A 22,579-nucleotide genomic window follows, 5' to 3' on the forward strand; every position below is an offset into this window, starting at 1 on the left:
AGAATAATTACAAAATAGAATACACAACTTCTGATATTTGCATTTTTTTGGGTAATTCCATGACACGTATCGCCTTCTCCAAGCTGCCCGCGCTGACCGTCATTGCGCTTTCGCTGACAATCGCCGGTTGTGCCGACCAGGGCGGCATCCAGCCGCAGGCCCAGCTGCGCGACGTCGCCGCGCTGGACGCCGGCCAAGCCATCCGCCAGGCCGCCAGCGAAGCGGGCTGGCCGCAGCGTGCCTGGTGGCAAGCCTATGGCGATGCGCAACTGAACCAGCTGGTGACCCGCGCCGTCGCCGGCAACCCCAGCATGGCCGTGGCAGCCGCTCGCGTGCGCCAGGCGCAGTCGATGGCCGTCGTCGCCCATGCCGGTGAATTGCCCAGTGCCCAGCTGGACGTGTCGGTCGGCCGCAAGGATTGGTCCGACAACGTCTATTACGGCGCGGCCTTCCGCGACAAGCTGACCTGGAACAACACCGCGACCCTGGGTCTGTCCTACAACGTCGACCTGTGGGACCGCAACAAGAACACCACCCTGCGTGCCCAGGATGAAATGCACGCCGTGGCCGCCGACGCCCGTGCCGCCCAGCTCGAGCTGGAAGGCAATGTGGTGCGCACCTACGTGCAACTGGCGCTGCAGTACGGCCTGCTGGACAACACCGAGGCCATGCTCAAGGAAGAACAGAAGATCCTCGACCTGGCCCAGCGCCGTTTCAAGGGCGGCCTCGGGACCCAGCTGGAAATCACCCAGGCCGAATCCCCCCTGCCGGAAACCCGCCGCCAGATGGAAGCCCTGCAGGAAAACATTGCCCTGATCCGCAATCAGCTGGCCGCGCTGCTCGGTGCCGGCCCCGGTGCTGCCGACGGCATCACGCGGCCGACCATGCAACTGCAGACCGCGCTCGGCCTGCCTAGTGCGCTGCCGGCCAACCTGGTCGGCCGCCGCCCTGACATCAGCGCCGCCCGCTGGCGTGTGGAAGCGGCCGCCAAGGGCATTTCGGTGGCCAAGGCAGCCTTCTATCCCAACATCAACCTGCTGGCCGGCATCGGCCCCGCCGCCGCCGGTGGCGGGCTGTTCTCGTTCCTCTCGGCCCCCAATCTGCAAACCACCTACGGTCCGGCGATCTCGCTGCCCATTTTCGAAGGCGGACGCCTGCGCGGCCAGCTGGGGGCGGCCAGTGCCGGCTATGACATCGAGGTGGAACACTACAACGCCCTGCTCTCGCAAGCCCTGAAAGGCATCTCCGACCAGGTCGTGACCCTGCAGTCGGTGGCGCGCCAGCAGAAGCAGGCGCAGGAATCGGTGCAGGCGGCGCAGAAGAACGTCGACATCGCCACCCGCGCCTATCAGCGTGGCCTGACCGACTATCTCAACATCCTGCATGCGCAGACCCAATGGCTGCGCCAGCAACAGATCGTGCAGCAATTGCAGGCACAGCGCCTGGCGGCCTTTGCGGCCCTGCAGACCGCACTGGGCGGCGGCATCGAGGATGAAGCACCGGCCAAGGTGGCGGCACAATGAACACCCCTGCCCTTTCCATCAAAGCCCAGTTGCGCGAAGCTGCCACCGATTGGTGGCGCAGCGATGCGCCGACCTGGGTCTATGTCTTCAAGATGGTCTTCGCCGGCTTGCTGGCGCTGGGCATCGGTTACGGCCTGGATCTGGAATCACCGCGCTCGGCCCTCATTACCGTGTTCATCGTCATGCAGCCGCAAAGCGGCATGATCCTGGCCAAGAGCTTCTATCGCGTCATCGGTACGCTGGTCGGTTCAGCCGCCGTGGTGGTCTTCGTCGGCTTGTTTGCCCAGACCCCGGAACTGTTCCTGCTGGCCTCGGCACTGTGGATCGGGCTCTGTACCGTGGGCTCGGCCCATAACCGCAATTTTCGTTCCTATGGCTTCGTGCTCTCCGGCTATACGGTGGCGCTGATCGGCTTGCCCTCGGCCCTGCACCCGGCCGTCACTTTCGATTCGGTGATGACGCGGGTCAGCGAGATCATGGTCGGCATCGTCTGCGTCGGCCTGGTCAGCGCATTGGTATTCCCGCAGGCCAGCGCCCCCGGACTGGTGCGCATCATCCGCGGCCGCTTCACCGCCTTCGTCGACATGGTCAGTGCCACCTTGGGCGGCACCGCCGACCGCAAGCAGCTCGAAGCCACCAATGCCCGCTTCGTGGGCGACATCATCGGCCTGGAAGCCATGCGCAGCTCGGCCATCTTCGAGGACCCCGAAGTGCGCCTGCGCAGTGGCCGCCTCTCCCGCATGAACAGCGAGTTCATGGCCTTGTCGACCCGCGTGCATGCGCTGCACCAGCTGATGAACCGGCTGCATGCCAACCCGGCGCCGAGTGCCCGGGTGGTGATCGAGGCCATTTCCCCCTACTACCGCGAAGTGCAGCCCCTGCTCACCCGCGCCAGCGGCGAGCCGGTCATGAGCGCACTGGATGCCGCCGATGCGGCCCTGAAGCTGGATGCCTACAAGCGGGAACTGCCGCGCCGCGTGCGGGCCACGCGCCATACGCTGTCCGAGCAGTGCCAGAGCGACAGCGCCATGCTGGACTTCGATACGGCGTCCGAACTGCTTTATCGCGTCATCGAGGAACTGCACGCCTACACGCTGACCTATGCCTCGTTGACCCAGCGCCACCACGAGCGCGAGCAATGGGAGCATTCCTATGCCCCCAAGACCAGCATGACTACTGCCTTGATTGCCGGTGCCCGCGCCGCCATCGTGATGCTGGCCCTGGCCGCGTTCTGGATCGTCAGCGGCTGGCCCAGCGGCGATGTGGCCGTGCTCAATGCCGCTGCCTTCTGTGCCATCACCTCGGCCGCGCCCGATCCGGCCAAGGCGACCCGCACGGTGGCCATTGGCGTGCTGTTTGCTGCGGTAGCCGGCTACTTCTACACCTTCCATATCCTGCCGCGCCTGGATGGCTACTGGATGCTGGCCAGCGCGCTGATGCCGGTGCTGATGCTGGCCGTCTACCTGACCACCCGACCCGCTTATGCAGGTTATGGCCTGGGGATCTGCATTTTCTTCCCCTTCCTGGCGGTGCCGGACAATTTTGCGCACTTCAATGCGGCCGGTTATCTGAACGAATCCGTGGCGCTGGTGGTATCGCTGATCGTCACAGCCGTGGCCTTCATGCTGCTCTTGCCGCCGACCACCGACTGGACCGTGCGCGTGCTGGAAAAGCAGTTGCGCAAGCAGGTGGTCGATGCCTGTTTCGGCAAGCTGGCGCATCTGGCCTTGAAGTTCGAGAGCGGTACCCGCGACCTGATGCACCAGATCACCATGTTCACCAGCAGCCGTCCCCTGCTACGTCAGAAGGCGCTGGGCTGGATGTTTGCCACGCTGGAAGTGGGCCACGCCATCATCGAATTGCGCAACGAGCTGCAGGGCATCCGCTCGGAGGCCCCGGACCTGCTGCCAGCCTCTGCCCATGCGGCCCTGAACCGTCTGCGTGAAGCCATTCCGGCGCTGTTTGCACAGCCCTCGGCGGCCACACTGTCGGCGGCGCTGGCAGCCAACGATGCCACCATCGCCGAAGTCCAGGCCGCCATCGGTCCGCATTACCGCGAACGCAGCGAACGCCATCGCCTGCAGCGCACCTTGAGTTACCTGCATTTCATCCGTACCGCCCTGCTGGACGAGCAATCACCGCTGCACACCATGCGCGCCGGGGGCCAGAACAACACAACGGGAGCCCGCCATGCCACGTGAGATTTCCTTCTTCGACGCCTATATTCCGACCGTCCTGCTTCTGGCGGTGGTAGCCGCCGTGCTGGCCATGCTGGCCGACCGCGTGCTGGTGCGCTTCGGCTTCTACGAGCTGACCTGGCACCCCGCCTTGTTCCGGGTCAGCCTGTTCGTCTGCCTGGCGGCCTTGCTGGGGCTGGCGGTGTATCGCTAGCGCACCGGACTTCCTTGCGTACTCATCCCTTACGAAAAGATAAAGAAACAATCAGGAGTAGTTCATCATGCCGGTCAAATCGATCTTCCGCGTTCTCATCACCACGGCCATCTTCCTGCTGGCCATCCTGCTGGCCTGGAGCCTGTGGCAGCACTACATGCATTCCCCCTGGACCCGTGACGGCCGCGTGCGCGCCGACGTGGTCAATATCGCCCCCGATGTCTCGGGGCAGGTAGTGGCCTTGCCGGTGCGCGACAACCAGCTGGTCAAGAAAGGCGACCTGCTGATGGAAATCGACCCGGCCCGCTACACGCTGGCTCTGCAGCAGGCGGAGGCTGCCGTCACGGCGCGCAAGGCCGATCTGGACGTACGCAAGGCGGAAGTGGAAGCGCGCCGCGCCGACCTGAACATGCGCCGTGCGCAAGCCCGCCGCCGTGCCGACGTGGATGCGCTGGTGGTCTCGCGCGAAGCCCGTGAAGATGCCGGCAGCCAGGTCACCGCCTCGCAAGCCCAGCTGGAAGCTGCCCAGGCCCAATTCCAGGGAGCGCAGGCGCAATACCAGGCCGCGTTGTCGCAGCGGGATACGGCCAAGCTGAACCTGGAACGTACCAAGGTCTTCTCGCCCGTGGATGGCTACATCACCAACCTGAGCGTGCGCCGGGGCGACTATGCGGCCGCCGGTGCAGCCAAGATCGCGGTGATCGACAGTCACTCCTTCTGGGTCTATGCCTATTTCGAAGAAACCAAGCTGCCACTCCTGTCCATCGGCGACCGCGCCAAGATCCAGCTGATCAACGGCGCATCCATGGAAGGCCACGTGGACAGCATCGCCCGCGGCATCTATGACCGCGACAACCCGCAGAGCCGCGAACTGACGGCCGACGTCAACCCGACCTTCAACTGGGTACGCCTGGCCCAGCGCATCCCGGTGCGCATCCACCTGGACAAGGTGCCGGAAAACGTCTTGCTGGCCTCGGGGCTGACCTGCACGGTGGTGCTGGAGCCGGGCAGCGGCAAGCAGCAGGCGATGGCAAAGAATTGATGACGTTGCAGTGAGATGAAACGATGACGCGACCTGGCGACAGGTCGCTTTTTTTATGGACGCTTGCGCATGACGGCACCGACGCACATGCCTACCGGCTTGAGCAGCTTGTCCGCCGTGGCCAGGGTGGGACTGGACTCACCCCGTTCGATGTCCTGCAGGGTGCGGGCCGATACGCCGCACACCTTGGCATATTCGGCGATGGTCAGACGCAAGGTGGTGCGGATCTTGCGGACCACGGCCGGCACCGGCAACGTGGGATCGGCAGCCAGTTCATCGAAGAGTGCGCGGCGCTCTTCCATCTGCTCGATGGCGCTAAGGGGCTTGAAGCGTTTGTCCATTCAGAGCGCCTCCAGCTGTGCCCGTACCTGGTCCACGGTGGCGGCCAGCGGGTCGAGGAAGGTGCTTTCGATACCCAGGCTGCTGCCATATGGCAGCAGGTCCGCCAGCGGCGACGCCATCTCGCGCAAGGCCGATCTGACCGGTTCCTGTTCGATCTGCGCGGCTTCGCAGGCCTGCGTAATGACGCTGGCCCACTGCGGTGAGCCACCATCGTCGCGTTCCCAGCGCATGCGCCGTGCAATACCATCCGGATGCAGCCACATCGGGGCGAAGTCGAACAGCGGCGTCAGGCTGATCCGCCCTTGTGCATCGCGCCGGATGGCGGTATTGCGGGCGTGATTGTCCTTGTTGCGCAGGACGATGTTGGCGATATCGCGCTTCAGATATTCGATGATCTCGGGCAGCGGATCGGTAGCGACTTCACCCAGCCTGGCGCAGACAACATTGTGTGACGGGATGGCCGCAAAGCCCGTCACGCCGCACAGGGAAGCAATGCTTTCCTGTGCGTGGCGTACGACTTCGGTCCCGCGCACTTCGCGGTCAAAACGGGGGATGAACAAGGCCTTGCCTTGCAGTTGCAGCGCGCCGTGGACCTTCAGGCCCAAGTGCATTGCCAGCTGCATGTAGGGGGCCTCCAGACGCAGGATGTCGGCCAGATCCGGGTCGGGCCCGCGTCCGAACTTGACGATGTAATGGCGCTCGGCCTGCTCATCGGGCAAGGCGTGGTCGAGGTAGAACAGGCCATCGCGGGCACGGGTGAGCAGGATCTTGGGCCACTCGCCCTGTACCCCCGACGAGCCCGCCAGGAACAGGCCATGCTGGGCGAGGTATTCATTGAAGTCTTCGGAGCGTGCAGCGATGTCGTCCATCGCAAAGCCGCGCAGTTGCGGTCCGCTGCGCGCCTGCGCCCACTCCCAGGCTTCCTGCACGCGCAGGTTGCCGATGGGGTTGCCCGCGCCCGCACACAGCAGCGGCCAGTCGGCGCTGGCTTCGGCGCGTTCATCCAGCCCCAGCTGGCGCAACAGCTCGCCACGGCCATAACCTTGCGGCAGCAGATCGATCAGGCAAGCTGGCCAGCGCGCTTCGCTCAGGCTCTCCAACCCCACCGGCACGTTCACCGACAAGGCCGCAGCATCGCGCCTGCCCATGTAATCGATGGCGTGCACGGCGTCATAGCTGAAGTAAGTCGAGGCCGCCATGCCCAGCTCGACCGGCGCAGTCAACGACAACGCACCGGCCTGCCGCCAGGCCCCGTCGATATGAACTTGAAGTGTGCAGGAAGTCTTCATATACACACCATACTATCATCATTAACCTGAAAATCCAGCTCAATCATGATATTTTGATGTGCAAATGAGCTTGTACTACTCGGCAAACACCTGCCACACCAGCCACACATTGGCCGCCGAAATGGTCACGAAGAGCAGCCAGGCCAATGCGCTCACCCACCAGCGGTTGACCAGGTCGCCCATCAGATCGCGGCGGCTGGTGAGGCGGATCAGCGGATACATGGCGAAGGGCAGCTGCAGCGACAGCACCACCTGGCTGGCGACCAGCAGCTTGCCTACCGAATGTGGCCCCAGCGTGAGCACGCCGATCAGCGCCGGTACCAGGGCCAGCGCGCGGGTGATGACGCGGCGCTGCCAGCAGGGAATCTTCAGTTTGAGGAAGCCTTCCATGATGACCTGTCCGGCGATGGTGCCGGTGAAGGTCGAACTCTGTCCGGAGGCGAACAAGCCTACCCCAAACAGAATGGCCGCCATGGCCGAGCCGGTAATCGGGTCCAGCAGGTGGTAGGCCTGATCGAGCTCGGCAACCTGCGTATTGCCGCTCTTGTGGAAGGCCGAAGCCGCGAGGATCAGGATGGTGGCGTTGATGACCATGGCGATCAGGAGCGACACCGTGGTATCGACCCGCGTATAGCGCACCGCCTCCAGCAGCGATGCCGGATCGCGCTGCACGCTGCGGGTCTGGACGATGGAGGAATGCAGGTAGAGATTGTGCGGCATCACCGTGGCCCCGATGATGCCGATGGCCAGGTACAGGGGCTCGCGGCTGGAAATGACCTGCAGCGAGGGGACGAAGCCCTGCATTACCTCGTGCCAGTCCGCCTTGACGAAGGCCAGTTGCGCCAGCAGGCAGGCGGCGATGGTGATGACCAGGCCCAGGATGATGGCTTCGACCTGGCGGAATCCCCTGCCCTTCAAGCCCAGCACGATCAGCGTATCCAGCGCGGTCAGCAGCACGCCCACCGGCAACGACACCCCCAGCAGCAGGTTGAAGGCCAGCGCGCAGCCCAGCACCTCGGCTAGGTCGCAGGCGATGATGGAGAGTTCGGCCAGCACCCACATGCCCTTGCCCACGGCGGGCGGATAGTGCTCGCGCGAATGCACCGCCAGATCCTTGCCGGTAGCGATGCCCAGCCGCGCGCACAGGCATTGCAGCACGATGGCAGCCAGGCTGGAGAGCATTACAACGAACAGCAGCTGATAACCGAACTGTGAACCCGCCTGGATGGACGTGGCCCAGTTGCCCGGATCCATATAGCCGATCGACACTAGCAGCCCGGGGCCGACGTAGATGCGCAGCTTCTGCCAAACAGAAGCACCACGCGGCACGTTGACGGTACCGGCCACTTCGGAAGGACAGAACGGTGCCGTGGCCGTCGTGGGCAAACCCGGGATGCGGGGAAAGCGGAAAGTGAATGGCAAGACGAAAATCCCCCTGTGTGCCGTTGATGGCGTCGCCGGGATCAGTGTCCCGGGCGATGCTGACTTATTGCGCCCACTTGGCCAGCGCCGTGTCGTCGCTTTCGCGGGCATCGACCCAGCGGGCACCGTCGGGTGTTTGCTCTTTCTTCCAGAACGGGGCCTGGGTCTTGAGGTAATCCATGATGAATTCGCAGGCGGCAAAGGCTTCGCCCCGATGCGGTGAAGTCACCGCCACCAGCACGATCTGCTCGCGCGGCTGCATCGGGCCGACGCGATGGATCACCAGCGCATCGAAGATGGGCCAGCGTGCCTTGGCTTGTTCCACGATCTGCTCCAGGGCCCGCTCGGTCATGGCCGGATAATGTTCCAGCTCCATCTCCGAGACAGCTGCGCCATCGTTGAGATCGCGCACGGTGCCCACGAAACTGACCACCGCGCCCACGCGCGGATTGGCCAGGCGCAACTGCGCCACTTCAGTGGAGAGATCGAAATCGGCAGTCTGGACGCGGACGGGCATGGTTCAACAGGAAATGAATGCAGGCTGCGATTTTACCAGCGCCAGCCCGCCCGCGAGTGCAGCGGTATTACACCAGGAGTCCCCACAGCAGCAGCGTCATGCCCAGCCCGATCACCGAGACCAGGGTCTGGATCACCGACCAGGTGGCCAGGGTCTGCTTCAGGTTCAGGCCGAAGTATTCCTTGACCATCCAGAAGCCGGCGTCATTGACGTGACAGAAGAACACCGAGCCGGCACCGATGGCCAGTGCCATGAGCGAGTTGTGGGTGGCAGAGAGGCCCGCCACCAGCGGCGCCACGATACCGGCCGTAGCAGTCGTTGCGACAGTGGCCGAACCGGTGGCCTGGCGCAGCGCCACGGCAATGATCCAGGCCAGCAAGATCAACGGCATGTGGGTGCCATCGGCGATCTTGGTGATGGTGTCGCTGATACCGGCCGACAGCAGGGTCTGCTTCAGTCCGCCACCCGCACCGATGGTCAGCAACAGACCGGCGATGGGCGGCAAGGCGCGGCGCAGCGTGGCACCAACTTCAAAGCGGCTGCTGCCCTGCCCCCAGCCCAGTACCACCACCGCAAACAGCACCGTCACGGTCAGCGCGATGATGGGTTCGCCGAAGAAATTGAGCATTTCAAACAGCTCGGTCTTGGGCGTGACCCAGATGCGCGCCACGGTGCGGCCCAGCATCAGCACCACCGGCAGCAGGATGGTCACCAGCGCCACCAGGAAGCTGGGCTGCGACTGGCCTTCACGGGCGCTGAACAGTTTGCCGATCTGGTCCGGTTCAGCCAGGTTCAGGCGCGGCGCGATGAAGTTGCCGTACAGGGGACCGGCGATGATCACCGCAGGGATGGCCACGATGAAGCCCAGCAGCATGGTCGTGCCCAGGTCGGCGTGCAGCGCGGACACGGCGATCAGCGGGCCCGGATGCGGCGGCAGCAGCGCGTGCAATGTAGTCATGCCGGCCAGTGCGGGAATGGCCACGCGCATGATGGGCAGTTCGGAACGGCGTGCCATCACGAAGATGATCGGTGCCATCATCACCAGCCCCACTTCGAAGAACAGCGGGAGGCCAACCACCAGCGCCACCAGCGCCATCATCCAGGGAATGATGCTGCCGCGCGCATAGCGCAGCAGGGTATTGACGATGCGGTCAGCTGCGCCCGATTCGGCCATGAGCGCGCCCAGCATGGCCCCCAGGGCGATGATGATGCCGGCTTCGCCGAGCAGGCTGCCGGCCCCTTTGCTGAAGGCTTTGGCAATGTCTTCCAGCGGCAGGCCGGCACCGATGCCGGCCACGAAGGTACCGATGAGGATGGACAGGAAAGGTGCGATGGACAGGAAACTGATCAGCACCACGATGGTGACCAGTGCCGCCAGCGTCACCAGCAGCAACTGCGTGTCCTGGGCCGCCCAGGCGGCCAGATGGGTCGAAATCAAGATAGATCCTTCTACAGGTGTGGATGAATGCGCATCGCTTCATTGAACGATGTCTTTTGCACCCCTCCGCAGACCTGTTTGGCGCAGGCCTGGTCTCCTCCCAAAGAATCGGGATTCCGAATGTTCGATCTCAGCCCGCTGGATGCGGGTCTTGCGTCTTTTGCCAGACGCTGGCCAGCCACGGTTGCTGCTCTCGTGGCAAACCGTCAGGGCGGTAATAATGCCGCAATTCAATGAAACCTGCTGGCTGCAAGTAGCGACGCCAGCCTTCCAGGCTATGCCAGACGCCATAACGCGGACCGCTCCAGCCTTCCAGATCATTGCCGCGAGGATTGGAACTGAAGAGGATGCCGCCCGGCTTCAGGCTGGCATGCAACTGCCCCAGCACGCGCGGCAAATGCACTGCCGGCACATGGAACAGCGAGGCATTGGCAAAGATGCCGTCGAAGCGCGCCACCGGCAGATCCAGTTGCAGGAAGTCCTGGTGCAGGACTTCACAGCCGCTGGCCGCACGTGCCATCGCGACGAATTCGGCGGTGCCGTCCAAACCCACCGCCACATGGCCGCGCCGGGTGAATTCGATCAGGTCGCGCCCCGGACCACAGCCGACATCCAGGATCGTGAACGGTCCCTGCCCGGCGGCTCCCGCCCTGGCGTGCAGTGCGTCCAGCAGGGCTGCCATGTTCTGGCTGACGTCATGATCCCAGGTCCCTTCGCGGAAGCTCTCGGCGTGGCTGCTATAGTGCGCAATGGTGCCGGCTACGGGATCGCGGCGGGTGCTCACCTCAGCCTCCGGTGACGGGCGGGAAGAAGGCCACTTCGCCGCCGTCGACGACCTCGGTATCGGCCTCCGTCATTTCATGGTCGTAGGCCATGCGCAAATTCTTTTCGGGGCCGAGCACTTCGGCCCAGATGCCGCCACGGCCCATCAGGAAGGCACGCACGTCGCCGACGGTCTTGACGCTGTCCGGCAGCTCGATGATTTCCTGCGAGGTCTGCAGGGCTTCGCGCACGCTGGCGAAGAAACGAAGTTCGATTTTCATGGATTTCCTTGAGGGTGACAGCAGGCCCTTAGTGGGCGATATGAATCTTGCTGCGGATATGCTTGAGATGCACCACGATGGTAAAGGTCATCATGACCAACAGCGACCAGGCGCTCCACTTGCCCAGGTGCACGGTGGACCAGGCCCCCATCTGGTTGGGGTAGCGCCAGATGCCGAAGAAGGTGCTGATGTTCTCGGCCAGCCAGATGAAGAACCCGATCAGCAGGAACGCCAGCAGCAGCGGCATCTTGCGATCACGGTCCAGCGGACGGAACAGCACCGTGGAACGTGCATACAGGCCCAGCGCGCAGGCTGCCAAGTACCAGCGGTAGTCACCGATGTAGTGATGGGTGAAGAAGTTGACGTAAATCAGCAAGGCGATCAGGGTCGCCATCCAGTAAGGCGGATGATGCTGGATGCGCAGGTCGAACAGCCGCCAGGCCTGGATGATGTAGCTGCCCACGGCGGCATACATGAAGCCGGAGAACAGCGGCACCCCGAACAGCTTGGTATAGGCAAAGTCAGGATAGCTCCACGACTGGATCGCCCCTGAGGTCTTGAATACCTCCAGTGCAAAACCGACGACGTGGAAGACGCTGATGGCCTTGAGTTCGGCGATGGTCTCGATGCGGGTCGACACCATCCAGACCTGTACCAGCAAGGCGAAGAGCAGCAAGGCGTCATAGCGCGGAATGCCGAACAGACCGGCGCGCGGCATCAGGAACACGGCCGCAAAGAACAGCCCCGCAAAGAGGCAGCAACGCGCCTCCTTGAGGCCGAACATGAGGAACTCCAGCACGAAGCGCCGCCAGCCGGTGGCTTCGCTGGGAATGCTGCTGCTCAGGTACTGATCGATCTCCGCCAGTCTCATCGCTGTTGCGCCGCGTTCAGTTCAGCAGATGATCGAAGGCCAGGAACTGCACCGTGTCGCCGGCGGCGATGATCTGCCCCGGCGGATTGTCGATCAGGCCATCGGCCCAGGCAGTCGAGGTCAGCACTGCCGACCCTTGGCTGGGGAACAGATCCAGTCCGCCCTGCGCATTGCGGCGCACGCGCAGGAATTCCTGGCGGCGGTCGGCACGTGGCCAGTCGAAGTCGGCGCGCATGGCCACCGGTTGCGGCAACACGGCCTCGCGCGGCAGCCCTTGCAGGCGCAGGATGAAGGGCCTCACGAAGAGCAGGAAGGTGACGAAGGACGACACCGGATTGCCCGGCAACCCCAGGAAGAAAGCTTCACTTCCCTGTTCTTCCGCCCCTGGCCCGCGGCGCACCTGGCCGAAGGCCAGCGGCTTGCCAGGCTTCATGGCGATCTGCCACATGTTGATGCGGCCCTCGGCTTCGACAGCAGGCTTCACATGGTCCTCTTCCCCCACCGAGACGCCGCCGCTGGTGATGATGAGATCGTGCTCGCGCGCGGCCTCGCGCAGGGTCTGGCGGGTCGCCTCCAGACTGTCGGGCACGATACCGAAGTCACTGACCTGGCAGCCCAGTTTCTGCAACAGGCCGCGCAGCAGAAAGCGATTGGAGTTGTAGATGCCGCCCGGTTTCAGCGGCTGGCCGGGCATGGTCAGTTCATCGCCCGTGAAGAACACCGCCACGCGTATCGGCCGCAGCACCTGCAGCTGCGCCTGTCCGATGGAAGCCGCCAGCCCCAGTTCCTGCGGGCGCAGCCGGGTACCGGCGGCGAGGATAGTGCTGCTCTGGCGGATGTCTTCACCGATCAGGCGCACCCATTCACCGCTCTTGGGGACATGGCGGATCACCACGTGCTCACCCTCGGTCTCGCAGGCTTCCTGCATGACGACGGCGTCGGCCCCTTGCGGCATCATCGCACCGGTAAAGATGCGCGCCGCCGTCCCCGGTTCCAGCGGCTGGCCCACGTGGCCCGCCGGAATGCGCTGCGATACGCGCAGGCGCGCTTGGCCCGATGCGCAATCCGCCGCCCGCACGGCGTAGCCATCCATCTGCGAATTGTCCATGCCGGGCACGTCGATGGAAGCCGTCACCGGCGCTGCCAGCACGCGTCCGCACGCCTCCAGCGTATCGACGGTCTCGCTCTCCACCACCGGCACGGCGGCCGACAACAAGGTATCGAGCGCCTGGCTGACGCTTTGCATGGGCGGGCGGGCCGGCTTGTCGGATGAGGGGGCTGCGGAAGGAACGGGCGTGGAGGACATGGCAGGCCTGACGGAGAAGATCGAAGTTCGGGACAAGGGTGAAGCGTTGTTTTCTGGTCGATACAGCGACCCGACATTCTAATGCAATCGCCGCCCGTACGCGCTCCATGAAAAACGCCGTCCGGGCCAATGGCGCGGACGGCGTAGAGATGGTAAGGCGCGGCTTACAGACCGGTGTGCTCGGCCACGTAAGCCTTCACCCGGGCGGCATCGGCCGGCATCACCTCGAAGCGCTGCGGCAGCGCCTCGATGTTCTCGAAGCCCGCCGGACGGTCGGCGTCGCGGCCCAGGGCTTCGCGGATGGTTTCATTGAACTTGGCCGGCAAGGCCGTCTCCAGCACGATCATGGTCACGCCCGGCGTCAGATGTTCGCGCGCTACCTTGATGCCATCGGCGGTGTGGGTGTCGACCGTGATGCCATAGGCCTTTTCAGCGAACCGGATGGTCTCCAGGCGGTCGGCGTGGGTCGACTTGCCGGAGGCAAAGCCATACTGCAGCACGCTGGCAAATTCATTGCCGTCGCTGCCGGCCTGGCCGCTCAGGTCGAAGCCACCTGCGGTCTCGACCTTGTGGAACAGCGCCTTGACCCGTGCGCTGTCGCGGCCCAGCAGGTCGTAGACGAAGCGCTCGAAGTTGGAGGCCTTGCTGATGTCCATGCTGGGGCTGCTGGTGTGATAGGTCTCGGCCGACTTGCGGACACGGTAGTGGCCGGTGCGGAAGAATTCATCCAGCACGTCGTTCTCATTGGTGGCCACCACCAGCTTGTCGATGGGCAGGCCCATCATGCGGGCGATGTGGCCGGCGCAGATGTTGCCGAAGTTGCCCGAGGGGACGGTGAAGGAGACCTTCTGCTCGTTGCTGGTCGTGGCTGCCAGGTAGCCGCGGAAGTAATACACCACCTGCGCCACCACGCGCGCCCAGTTGATCGAGTTGACGGTGCCGATCTTCTTGGCGGCCTTGTATTCGAGGTCGTTGGAGATGGCCTTGACGATGTCCTGGCAATCATCGAAGACGCCTTCCACGGCCAGGTTGAAGATGTTCGGGTCCTGCAGGCTGAACATCTGCGCGGTCTGGAAGGCGCTCATCTTCTTGTGCGGCGACAGCATGAAGACACGGATGCCCTTCTTGCCGCGCATGGCGTATTCGGCGGCGCTGCCGGTGTCACCGGAGGTGGCGCCGACGATGTTCAATTCCGCGCCCTTCTTGGCCAGCGCATATTCGAACAGGTTGCCCAGCAATTGCATCGCCATGTCCTTGAAGGCCAGCGTGGGACCATTGGACAGGCTCTGCAGCACCAGCTTCTTGCCGCCTTCTTCCTGCAGGGTGCGCAGCGGGGTGATCTGGCTGGCATCTTCGCCGGCGCGGGTGTTGCGGTAGACGTCGGCGGCATAGGTCTTGTGGGCCAGCGCCTTCAGGTCGGCTTCGGGAATGTCGGTGGCAAATTTCTTGAGCACTTCGAAAGCCAGGTCGGCATACGACAACGTACGCCACTGGTCCAGCTCGGCACCGCTGACCTGCGGATACGTGGCCGGCAGGTACAGGCCGCCGTCAGGGGCCAGGCCGCCCAGCAAGATGTCGGAAAAGGAAGGAGTTGCAGCGTGACCGCGGGTGGAAACGTATTGCATGTCGATTAGGATGCGCCGGCAGGCGGCGGGAGCGTGGAATGGGAGGAAAGTCCACGATTATACGGCCAGCGGGCGCTGCACAAAAGCGCGGCATGGAAGAAAGCTGCACCTGCAGACAGGGCGGTGGCGCAGGGTCTCGGGCTGACGGGCCATTTGTTGCACTGAATCATCATGGCACCGGCGCAAGCTGAAATAAAACGTTACCACCCTTGAAAGCCGCGCATGCCCGGGCTATGCTGCGCCACTTCGTGCAGCGCCGCCGGGATGGCGGGAATGTTTGCACGCTGGCCACATCAAAGATGCACTTCAAACTCAAAAGGATGGAAAACGGCATGAACCACAAGATCAAGACCCTGCTGGCCGCGGCCGGCCTGTTCGGCACCCTGCTGGCGAGCCTGCCGGCGCACGCCGAGAACTGGCAATCGCTGGGTGGCTCGGATACGTCCGAACTGCTGGTCGATACCGACTCCATCGTCGAATCGGGCGGCATCCGCGAAGCCTGGTCGATGTGGAACTTCAAGGAAGCGCGTCCCAACAATGGCGACAAGAGCTTCCCCGCGCTGAAATCCTACAAGGACCTGCACCAGTACAACTGCAAGGCCGGCAGCATGAAGCTGGTGCGCGAAATCATCTTCGCCGAGAACGATGGCAAGGGCGACAAGCGTGACCACAGCGATGCCCTGAAGGGACAAGAGTTCATCAAGCCCAAGCCGATGTCGGTCGGCGACGCCATGCTGCAGGCAGTCTGCAATTTCGAACTGAAGAAATGATCATAGGGGGCGTTTACCACCCCCCCCCTTCTTCCCGACCCAAAGAAAAACGGAGCCCGCGGGCTCCGTTTTTCTTTGATGCAATGACAGCAGATCGAATCAGCTCAGCTCTTCCAGGCGGATCTTGGTGACCTGGCCGACCACTGTAGCCAGGGCTTCGATCTTGGCAATGGCAGCCTCGATGTTCTTTTCCTGGGTCTGGTGGGTCAGCATGATGATGTCGGTCTGCTGCTCGCCTTCAGCCGGCTCCTTCTGCAGCATGGCGTCGATGGAGATGGTCGAATCCGCCAGGATGCGGGTCACGTCGGCCAGCACGCCAGCCTGGTCGGCCACGCGGATGCGCAGGTAGTAGCTGGTCACGACTTCGCTCATCGGCAGCACCGGGGTATCGGCCATGGCGTTGAGCTGGAAGGCCAGCGAAGGCACGTGGTGTTCCGGGTCGGCCGTCGCCAGGCGGGTGATGTCGACCAGGTCGGCGATCACGGCCGAGGCGGTCGGCTCGGAACCGGCACCCTTGCCGTAGTACAGCGCTTCACCCACGGCGTCGCCACGCACCACCACGGCATTCATCGCGCCTTCAACGTTGGCGATCAGGCGCGAGGCCGGAATCAGCGTCGGGTGCACGCGCAGTTCGATGCCCTTGGCAGTCTGGCGGGTGATGCCCAGCAGCTTGATGCGGTAGCCCAGTTTCTCGGCATAGGTGATGTCGCTGGCCTGCAGCTTGGTGATGCCTTCCACGTGGGCCTTGTCGAACTGCACCGGGATGCCGAAAGCGATCGAGGCCATGATGGTCAGCTTGTGGGCGGCATCCACGCCTTCGATGTCGAAAGTCGGATCGGCTTCGGCATAGCCCAGGCGCTGCGCTTCCTTCAATACCACGTCGAAGTCCAGACCCTTGTCGCGCATCTCGGAAAGGATGAAGTTGGTGGTGCCGTTGATGATGCCGGCCACCCACTGGATGCGGTTGGCGGTCAGGCCTTCGCGCAGGGCCTTGATGATGGGGATGCCACCGGCCACGGCCGCCTCGAAAGCCACCATGACGCCCTTTTCCTGCGCCGCCTTGAAAATTTCATTGCCATGCTTGGCGATCAGGGCCTTGTTGGCCGTGACCACGTGCTTGCCGTTGGCGATGGCCTTGAGCACCAGGTCGCGGGCGATGTCATCGCCGCCGATCAGCTCCACGACGATATCGATCTCGGGATCGTTCACCACCAGGTTGCCGTCATTGACGACCTTGACTTCTCCCTGGGTCAGTTCGGTCGCGCGGGCAGTATTGCGAGCGGCGACCATGGTAATTTCAATGCCCCGGCCTGCACGGCGCGCAATCTCCTGCTGGTTGCGCTTGAGAACATTGAAAGTACCGGAACCCACGGTGCCGATGCCGAGCAAACCTACTTTGATGGATTTCATATTGTCTTCGTGGTTGGTGAAAAATGACCGCCACGCCGCAGGCCGCGGCCGTGACGGGTACTGCAAATCGGATCAGGCCGTGCCGTGGCGGCGGCGATAGCCTTCCAGGAAGTGCGCGATGCGCCCCATGGATTCGGTCAGGTCGTCGGTGTTGGGCAGGAACACCACGCGGAAGTGGTCCGGCGTCGGGCAATTGAAGCCGGTGCCCTGCACGATCAATACCTTTTCCTCGGCCAGCAGTTCGTAGGCGAATTCCTGGTCGTCCTTGATCGGATAAACCTCCGGATCCAGGCGCGGGAACATGTAGAGCGCCGACTTGGGCTTGACGCAGGTCACGCCAGGAATGTCGGTCAGCAGTTTGTGCGCCAGGTCGCGCTGCTTGGTCAGGCGGCCATTGGGGGCGACCAGGTCATTGATGCTCTGGTAGCCGCCCAGCGCGGTCTGGATGGCGAACTGGCCGGGCGCATTGGCGCACAGGCGCATCGAGGCCAGCATGTTGAGGCCTTCGATGTAGTCGCGCGCATGCTTCTTCTCGCCCGAAACCACCATCCAGCCGGCGCGGTAGCCGCAGGAACGATAGTTCTTGGACAGGCCGTTGAAGGTGATGAACAGCACATCGTCGGCCAGCGAGGCCAGCGAGGTGTGGGTGTTGCCGTCGTAGAGCACCTTGTCGTAGATCTCGTCAGCCAGGATGATCAGTTGATGCTGGCGCGCCAGCTCAATGATCTCCTTCAGCACCTCCACCGAATACAGCGCGCCGGTCGGATTATTGGGATTGATGACGACGATGGCCTTGGTGTTGGGGGTGATCTTCTTCTTGATGTCGGCGATGTCGGGCTGCCAGCCTTGCTGCTCGTCGCAGACGTAATGCACCGGAGTACCGCCGGACAGGCTCACGGCGGCCGTCCACAGCGGATAGTCGGGCGACGGCACCAGCACTTCGTCGCCGGTGTTGAGCAGCGCATTGACGCTCATGACGATCAGTTCGGAGGCGCCATTGCCCAGGTAGATGTCATCGATGGTCACGCCTTCGATCTTCTTTTGCTGGGTGTAGTGCATGACCGACTTGCGGGGCGCGAACAGGCCCTTGGAATCGGTGTAGCCGGAGGCATTGCCCATGTTGCGGATCATGTCCTGCACGATCTCGTCGGGCGCATCGAAGCCGAAGGCGGCCAGGTTGCCGATGTTGAGCTTGATGATCTTGTGGCCTTCTTCCTCCATCTGGCGCGCCTTTTCCAGCACGGGACCCCGAATGTCGTAACACACATCTGCCAGCTTCTTGGATTTCTGAATCGGTCGCACAGCTCTTCCTCTAATCGTTTCGCGACAGGCGGCGTCGGCCCCTGCCCGTCCTGTCCTGCTTCATCGGCCGCGGGCACCGGACCGGAACCATTATCCTGCGGCTCCCCTCCATTACCACGCTTGCCATCATTTTCCTGCACGTTTTTGCCTGCTGCAGTGCAATGTAAAGCACCTGCAAAGCGGCCTGCGGCGCTGCCTCATGGGCTTGCCGGGAACCGGCCATTTTGCCCAAAGCTAAGCATTTTATCAATCAAATAGGCGTGCGCCGGGGTCGGAAACGGCTACAATGGCGCACTTTACGACCGCGTTGCTGCGATGCATGTCGACTTGACATCATGGCCCGGCCGTTCGCCCCGCGGGGCCGCCTGCAACCCATCCTGCCCATCTGCGATGAAGCTCCATTCGACCGAAACCAAGCAATACCAGACCGTCACCGCCTATGATGAGGACGGCGTCGAGCTCAATGCCATCCGTTTCACCAACAGCCTGCTGGTGCTGCCCGAGACCGAGCCGGTGCCCTGGCCGGCAGAGAGCTTCGAGGCGCTCACTCCCGAGCATTTCGCCCAGATCGATGCCACCGCACCGGACGTGGTCATCCTGGGCACCGGCGAGCGCCAGCGCTTCGTCCATCCCAAGCTGACCACGGTGCTGACTGCGCGCCGCATCGGCGTGGAGTGCATGGACAACCAGGCCGCCTGCCGGACCTACAACATTCTCATGGCCGAAGGGCGCAAGGTGGCGCTGGCGCTGATCATTGCGCCCCAGGCCTGACGCCGGCACCTGCCGCGACAAGAAACCCAAGAACACGCAACAAGGAACCGCTGTCAATGCGCGAACTGTATAAATCCAAGGCGTTCGTCTGGACGCTGCTCATTCTCTTCCTGCTGGTCTGGTTCTGGATGCTCGGAGCCCGTGTACTGGTGCCCACCGACGAAGGCCGCTATGCCGAGATGGCGCGCGAAATGGTGGCCACGCAGGACTGGATCACCACCCGCCTGAACGGCATCAAGTACTTCGAGAAGCCGCCCCTGCAAACCTGGATGAATGCCATCACCTTCGAGCTGTTCGGCCTCGGTGAATGGCAGGCGCGCCTGTGGACCGGCCTGTGCGGCCTGCTGGGCATCGGCCTGGCGGCTTACACCGGCACCCGCGTCTTCAGCGCCCGCGTCGGCTTCTATGCCGCCCTGGTGCTGGCCTCCAGCTTCTTCTGGGCGGGCATGGGCCACATCAATACGCTGGACATGGGCCTGTCGGGCATGATGACCATCGCCCTGTGCTCGCTGCTGATGGCGCAGCGCGACGGTGCCTCCCGTGAAGGCCAGCGCAACTGGATGCTCCTGTGCTGGGCCGGCATGGCATTGGCGGTGCTGTCCAAGGGTCTGATCGGTATCGTTCTGCCCGGTGCGGTGCTGGTGCTCTATACCCTGTTTGCGCGCGACTGGGCGATCTGGAAGCGACTGCATCTGGTCAAGGGCCTGATCCTGTTCTTTGCGATCTGCACCCCGTGGTTCGTCGCGGTGTCGCTGCGCAATCCGGAATTCCCGCAGTTCTTCTTCATCCACGAGCACTTCCAGCGCTTCACCACCAAGATCCATAGCCGCACCGGTCCGTGGTATTACTTCATTCCCATCCTGGTGCTGGGCATCATTCCCTGGCTGGGCGTGTTCTTCCAGAGCCTGTGGAAAGGCACCCGCGAGCAACGCGACACCGCCGGCTACAACAGCCTCAACGGCGGGCGTTTCCAGCCCAAGCGGATGCTGCTGGTGTGGGCGGTGTTCATCTTCGTGTTCTTCAGCATCTCGGACTCGAAGCTGCCCTCCTACATCCTGCCGATCTTCCCGGCGCTGGCGCTGCTGATCGCCTGCTACCTGGACGAAGCGGACTACAAGGCGCTGGCCTGGGCCGGTTCGCTGGTGGCCCTGCCCTCGGCGGTGGCGCTGGCCTTCATCCCGCGCGTGCCCTCGCTGGCCAAGGATGCCTACTCGCTGCCGCTGGTGGAGGCCCACGTGCCCTACCTGTACGCCGCCACCCTGATCTTCTTCGTCGGCGGCATCGCCGCCATCCGCCTGGCACGCCAGCACAAGGACTGGGCCGTGACCGCGCTGGCGGCGACCGCCTTCGTGGCCGGCCAGCTGCTGATGCTGGGCCATGATCCGCAGGGCCGCTACTCGGCGGGTGTGGACTACGTGCCGGCATTGCAGGCCGAATTGAAGCCGGAAACCCCGATCTACCTGGTCGGCCGCTATGAACAGGCCCTGCCCTTCTACCTGCGCCGCACCATGACCCTGGTGCAGCATGCCGACGAAATGGAGTTCGGTCTCAAGCAGGAACCGCAGCTGTGGCTGCCGACCATCGACGCCTTCGTGGCGCAATGGGTGGCCGACAACGCGGCTGGCAAGAAGGATATCGCCATCATCGATCCGACCATCTACAAGCAGCTGGTCGAACGCAAGCTGCCGATGCGCCTGATCGGCCAGGACCCGCGCCGCGTGATCGTGGCCAACGATCCGCCCCCCGCCGCAGCGGTCGCCGGCGAGAAGAAGGCGGCGAAATGAACCTGACTACCTTTGGCTTCATCTTCGTCGGCATCTGCCTGAACGCCGTTGCACAACTGCTGCTCAAGGCCGGCACCAATGCGGTCGGTGCGATCCACCTGACGGCGGACAACTGGTTCTCCACCGGCCTCAAGCTGGCTACCCAGCTACCCATCATCGGCGGCCTGTCCTGCTACGTGATCTCGGTGGGCGTGTGGATCATCGGCCTGTCGCGGGTGGACGTGACCATCGCCTACCCGCTGCTCTCGCTGGGCTACATCATCAACGCCATCGGTGCCTGGTACTTCCTGGGCGAGGCCATCTCCCTGCAGCGCCTGCTGGCCATCGGCGTGATCATCGTCGGCGTGGTCTTGCTGACCAGAAGCTGATTTACAATACCGGGTTGCCGCGCGCCCGGCGCGCCGGCCACTGCGCTGCCCGCTGCGGCAGCGCCCTCCCCTTGAACCTAGTCTGACCGGATTCCACCATGAGCCTGCCTTTCCTGCCGTTTTCCAAACCCACCATCGATGAAGCCACCATCGCCGCCGTCGGCGAAGTGCTGCGCTCGGGCTGGATCACCAGCGGCCCCAAGGTGCAGGCGTTCGAAAAGGCCTTGTCGGACTACCTGGGCGGACGCATCGTGCGTACCTTCAACTCCGGCACCTGCACCATGGAAATCGCGCTGCGCATCGCCGGCATCGGCGCGGGCGATGAAGTCATCACCACTCCCATCTCCTGGGTCGCCACCGCCAACGTGATCCTGGAAACCGGCGCCACCCCGGTGTTCGCCGACATCGATCCGGTCACCCGCAACATCGACCTGGACCGCCTCGAAGCCGCCATTACCCCGCGCACCAAGGCCATCATCCCGGTCTACCTGGCCGGCCTGCCGCTGGACATGGACCGCCTCTACGCGATTGCCGCCAAGCACAATCTGCGCGTGGTGGAAGATGCCGCCCAGGCGCTGGGTTCGACCTGGAAAGGCAAGCGCATCGGTGCCTTCGGCGATTTCGTCTCCTTCAGCCTGCAGGCCAACAAGAACATCACCAGTTCCGAAGGCGGTTTCCTGGTGCTCAACAATGCCGAGGAAGCCCGTCTGGCCGAGAAATACCGCCTGCAGGGCGTCACCCGCAGCGGCTTCGACGGCCTGGAAGTGGATGTTCTGGGCGGCAAGTTCAACATGACCGACGTGGCCGCCGCCATCGGCCTGGGCCAGTTCGCCCACATCGATGCCGTCACCGCCCATCGCAAGGAACTGGCGCGCCACTATTTCGCCTGCTTCGGCAGCGATTTCGAAGCCAGCTTCGGTGCCCAGCTGCCAGTAGCCGACTTCGAGAACTCCAACTGGCACATGTTCCAGCTGGTCCTGCCGGAGCGCATCACCCGCGCCGCCTTCATGGAAAAGATGATGGAAAAGCAGGTCGGCATCGGCTACCACTACCCGTCCATTCACTTGCTGAAGCTCTATCGTGAACGTGGCTTCAAGGAAGGCATGTTCCCGGTGGCCGAACGCGTCGGCCAGCGCATCGTGTCGCTGCCCATGTTCAATGCAATGAGTAAAGAGGACGTGGAACGCTCGGTGGAAACGGTAAAATCGGTGCTTGGTTGATTTTTGCGGATAATGCAAAGAATTCGACGAAAAAATTCGGCATAATTCGTTTTATTTGCATTTTCGCAAGCTGGTCTCCTGCATTTCCCCTGGCCTGAACGCCGCGATGACCCTGTTTCGTGGCGCATCGGGCCATTGATTTATT

General features: G+C 63.4%; 21 protein-coding genes. 9 read left to right on the plus strand and 12 right to left on the minus strand.

Features of this window, described 5'->3' with window-relative positions:
- Positions 1-59 precede the first annotated feature (59 nt).
- From MKD49_RS09590 to MKD49_RS09605, 4 genes are all read left to right on the plus strand, one after another.
- Positions 60-1,523: an efflux transporter outer membrane subunit gene (locus tag MKD49_RS09590; protein WP_252696165.1), complete on the plus strand. Its 1,464-nt coding sequence runs from the start codon at positions 60-62 to the stop codon at positions 1,521-1,523.
- A complete protein-coding gene (locus MKD49_RS09595) occupies positions 1,520-3,724 on the plus strand; it encodes an FUSC family protein (protein ID WP_252696166.1) in 2,205 nt (734 codons plus the stop codon). Before MKD49_RS09590 ends, MKD49_RS09595 begins: the two co-directional genes overlap by 4 nt.
- Positions 3,714-3,914: a DUF1656 domain-containing protein gene (locus MKD49_RS09600; RefSeq protein ID WP_088753796.1), complete on the plus strand. Its 201-nt coding sequence runs from the start codon at positions 3,714-3,716 to the stop codon at positions 3,912-3,914. The genes MKD49_RS09595 and MKD49_RS09600 overlap by 11 nt, the downstream gene beginning before the upstream one ends.
- A gap of 67 nt (positions 3,915-3,981) precedes the next feature.
- Complete coding sequence (locus MKD49_RS09605; protein ID WP_121039833.1) at positions 3,982-4,956, plus strand: HlyD family secretion protein; 975 nt, start codon at positions 3,982-3,984, stop codon at positions 4,954-4,956.
- A 53-nt stretch (positions 4,957-5,009) separates the two neighbouring features.
- Here MKD49_RS09605 and MKD49_RS09610 read toward each other — a convergent pair whose 3' ends face one another.
- From MKD49_RS09610 to thrC, 10 genes are all read right to left on the minus strand, one after another.
- Positions 5,010-5,297 carry a helix-turn-helix transcriptional regulator gene (locus tag MKD49_RS09610; protein ID WP_008328257.1) on the minus strand — a complete coding sequence of 96 codons (288 nt, stop codon included), beginning with the start codon at positions 5,295-5,297 and terminating at the stop codon, positions 5,010-5,012.
- Positions 5,298-6,587, minus strand: a complete 1,290-nt coding sequence (locus MKD49_RS09615) for a type II toxin-antitoxin system HipA family toxin (protein ID WP_252696167.1) — start codon at positions 6,585-6,587, stop codon at positions 5,298-5,300.
- Between the two features lie 75 nt (positions 6,588-6,662).
- Positions 6,663-8,009 carry an Nramp family divalent metal transporter gene (locus MKD49_RS09620; protein WP_252696168.1) on the minus strand — a complete coding sequence of 449 codons (1,347 nt, stop codon included), beginning with the start codon at positions 8,007-8,009 and terminating at the stop codon, positions 6,663-6,665.
- Positions 8,010-8,073: 64 nt separating this feature from the next.
- Entirely contained in the window at positions 8,074-8,526 is a 453-nt protein-coding gene (gene moaE, locus MKD49_RS09625; RefSeq protein ID WP_121039821.1) for a molybdopterin synthase catalytic subunit MoaE, read from the minus strand.
- A gap of 67 nt (positions 8,527-8,593) precedes the next feature.
- Entirely contained in the window at positions 8,594-9,964 is a 1,371-nt protein-coding gene (locus MKD49_RS09630) for a gluconate:H+ symporter (RefSeq protein ID WP_039788393.1), read from the minus strand.
- A gap of 130 nt (positions 9,965-10,094) precedes the next feature.
- Entirely contained in the window at positions 10,095-10,748 is a 654-nt protein-coding gene (locus MKD49_RS09635; protein WP_252696169.1) for a methyltransferase domain-containing protein, read from the minus strand.
- Position 10,749: 1 nt separating this feature from the next.
- Positions 10,750-11,007 carry a molybdopterin converting factor subunit 1 gene (moaD, locus tag MKD49_RS09640; RefSeq protein WP_121039815.1) on the minus strand — a complete coding sequence of 86 codons (258 nt, stop codon included), beginning with the start codon at positions 11,005-11,007 and terminating at the stop codon, positions 10,750-10,752.
- A gap of 28 nt (positions 11,008-11,035) precedes the next feature.
- Positions 11,036-11,878 carry a DUF817 domain-containing protein gene (locus tag MKD49_RS09645; RefSeq protein WP_121039812.1) on the minus strand — a complete coding sequence of 281 codons (843 nt, stop codon included), beginning with the start codon at positions 11,876-11,878 and terminating at the stop codon, positions 11,036-11,038.
- Positions 11,879-11,894: 16 nt separating this feature from the next.
- Positions 11,895-13,184 carry a gephyrin-like molybdotransferase Glp gene (gene glp, locus MKD49_RS09650; protein ID WP_252696170.1) on the minus strand — a complete coding sequence of 430 codons (1,290 nt, stop codon included), beginning with the start codon at positions 13,182-13,184 and terminating at the stop codon, positions 11,895-11,897.
- Positions 13,185-13,348: 164 nt separating this feature from the next.
- Complete coding sequence (gene thrC / locus MKD49_RS09655) at positions 13,349-14,809, minus strand: threonine synthase (RefSeq protein WP_252696171.1); 1,461 nt, start codon at positions 14,807-14,809, stop codon at positions 13,349-13,351.
- A 332-nt stretch (positions 14,810-15,141) separates the two neighbouring features.
- Between thrC and MKD49_RS09660 the strand changes: the two genes are divergently transcribed.
- Positions 15,142-15,579, plus strand: coding sequence for a surface-adhesin E family protein (locus MKD49_RS09660; protein WP_034340981.1), 438 nt, complete (start codon positions 15,142-15,144; stop codon positions 15,577-15,579).
- A gap of 99 nt (positions 15,580-15,678) precedes the next feature.
- On the opposite strand, the gene MKD49_RS09665 is transcribed toward MKD49_RS09660, so the two are convergent.
- Both MKD49_RS09665 and MKD49_RS09670 read right to left on the minus strand, forming a co-directional pair.
- Positions 15,679-16,989, minus strand: coding sequence for a homoserine dehydrogenase (locus tag MKD49_RS09665; RefSeq protein WP_034340975.1), 1,311 nt, complete (start codon positions 16,987-16,989; stop codon positions 15,679-15,681).
- A 72-nt stretch (positions 16,990-17,061) separates the two neighbouring features.
- Positions 17,062-18,291, minus strand: coding sequence for a pyridoxal phosphate-dependent aminotransferase (locus MKD49_RS09670; protein ID WP_088753784.1), 1,230 nt, complete (start codon positions 18,289-18,291; stop codon positions 17,062-17,064).
- Positions 18,292-18,681: 390 nt separating this feature from the next.
- On the opposite strand from MKD49_RS09670, the gene MKD49_RS09675 reads away from it, so the two are divergent.
- The 4 genes from MKD49_RS09675 to MKD49_RS09690 all read left to right on the plus strand — a co-directional run bounded on the left by MKD49_RS09675 (position 18,682) and on the right by MKD49_RS09690 (position 22,434).
- A complete protein-coding gene (locus MKD49_RS09675; protein ID WP_039788406.1) occupies positions 18,682-19,062 on the plus strand; it encodes an Mth938-like domain-containing protein in 381 nt (126 codons plus the stop codon).
- Positions 19,063-19,118: 56 nt separating this feature from the next.
- Positions 19,119-20,846, plus strand: a complete 1,728-nt coding sequence (locus MKD49_RS09680; RefSeq protein WP_209580662.1) for a glycosyltransferase family 39 protein — start codon at positions 19,119-19,121, stop codon at positions 20,844-20,846.
- Positions 20,843-21,214 (plus strand): EamA family transporter, encoded by a 372-nt coding sequence (locus MKD49_RS09685; RefSeq protein WP_121039800.1) that lies wholly within the window; start codon positions 20,843-20,845, stop codon positions 21,212-21,214. Before MKD49_RS09680 ends, MKD49_RS09685 begins: the two co-directional genes overlap by 4 nt.
- Before the next feature lie 98 nt (positions 21,215-21,312).
- Positions 21,313-22,434, plus strand: coding sequence for a DegT/DnrJ/EryC1/StrS aminotransferase family protein (locus tag MKD49_RS09690; protein WP_134135257.1), 1,122 nt, complete (start codon positions 21,313-21,315; stop codon positions 22,432-22,434).
- Positions 22,435-22,579 lie beyond the last annotated feature (145 nt).

It is taken from the genome of Herbaspirillum sp. WGmk3 (assembly GCF_023952535.1).
GTDB classification, from domain to species: Bacteria; Pseudomonadota; Gammaproteobacteria; order Burkholderiales; family Burkholderiaceae_D; genus Herbaspirillum; species Herbaspirillum huttiense.

Excerpts from the sequence above, each read along its gene's own strand:
- MKD49_RS09680 (WP_209580662.1), top strand. The coding sequence starts at position 19,119 with ATGCGCGAACTGTATAAATCCAAGGCGTTCGTCTGGACGCTGCTCATT.
- MKD49_RS09605 (WP_121039833.1), top strand. The coding sequence starts at position 3,982 with ATGCCGGTCAAATCGATCTTCCGCGTTCTCATCACCACGGCCATCTTC.
- MKD49_RS09660 (WP_034340981.1), top strand. The coding sequence starts at position 15,142 with ATGAACCACAAGATCAAGACCCTGCTGGCCGCGGCCGGCCTGTTCGGC.
- MKD49_RS09685 (WP_121039800.1), top strand. The coding sequence starts at position 20,843 with ATGAACCTGACTACCTTTGGCTTCATCTTCGTCGGCATCTGCCTGAAC.
- MKD49_RS09595 (WP_252696166.1), top strand. The coding sequence starts at position 1,520 with ATGAACACCCCTGCCCTTTCCATCAAAGCCCAGTTGCGCGAAGCTGCC.
- MKD49_RS09615 (WP_252696167.1), bottom strand. The coding sequence starts at position 6,587 with ATGAAGACTTCCTGCACACTTCAAGTTCATATCGACGGGGCCTGGCGG.
- MKD49_RS09590 (WP_252696165.1), top strand. The coding sequence starts at position 60 with ATGACACGTATCGCCTTCTCCAAGCTGCCCGCGCTGACCGTCATTGCG.
- glp (WP_252696170.1), bottom strand. The coding sequence starts at position 13,184 with ATGTCCTCCACGCCCGTTCCTTCCGCAGCCCCCTCATCCGACAAGCCG.
- moaD (WP_121039815.1), bottom strand. The coding sequence starts at position 11,007 with ATGAAAATCGAACTTCGTTTCTTCGCCAGCGTGCGCGAAGCCCTGCAG.
- moaE (WP_121039821.1), bottom strand. The coding sequence starts at position 8,526 with ATGCCCGTCCGCGTCCAGACTGCCGATTTCGATCTCTCCACTGAAGTG.
- MKD49_RS09610 (WP_008328257.1), bottom strand. The coding sequence starts at position 5,297 with ATGGACAAACGCTTCAAGCCCCTTAGCGCCATCGAGCAGATGGAAGAG.
- thrC (WP_252696171.1), bottom strand. The coding sequence starts at position 14,809 with ATGCAATACGTTTCCACCCGCGGTCACGCTGCAACTCCTTCCTTTTCC.
- MKD49_RS09645 (WP_121039812.1), bottom strand. The coding sequence starts at position 11,878 with ATGAGACTGGCGGAGATCGATCAGTACCTGAGCAGCAGCATTCCCAGC.
- MKD49_RS09690 (WP_134135257.1), top strand. The coding sequence starts at position 21,313 with ATGAGCCTGCCTTTCCTGCCGTTTTCCAAACCCACCATCGATGAAGCC.
- MKD49_RS09665 (WP_034340975.1), bottom strand. The coding sequence starts at position 16,989 with ATGAAATCCATCAAAGTAGGTTTGCTCGGCATCGGCACCGTGGGTTCC.
- MKD49_RS09675 (WP_039788406.1), top strand. The coding sequence starts at position 18,682 with ATGAAGCTCCATTCGACCGAAACCAAGCAATACCAGACCGTCACCGCC.
- MKD49_RS09600 (WP_088753796.1), top strand. The coding sequence starts at position 3,714 with ATGCCACGTGAGATTTCCTTCTTCGACGCCTATATTCCGACCGTCCTG.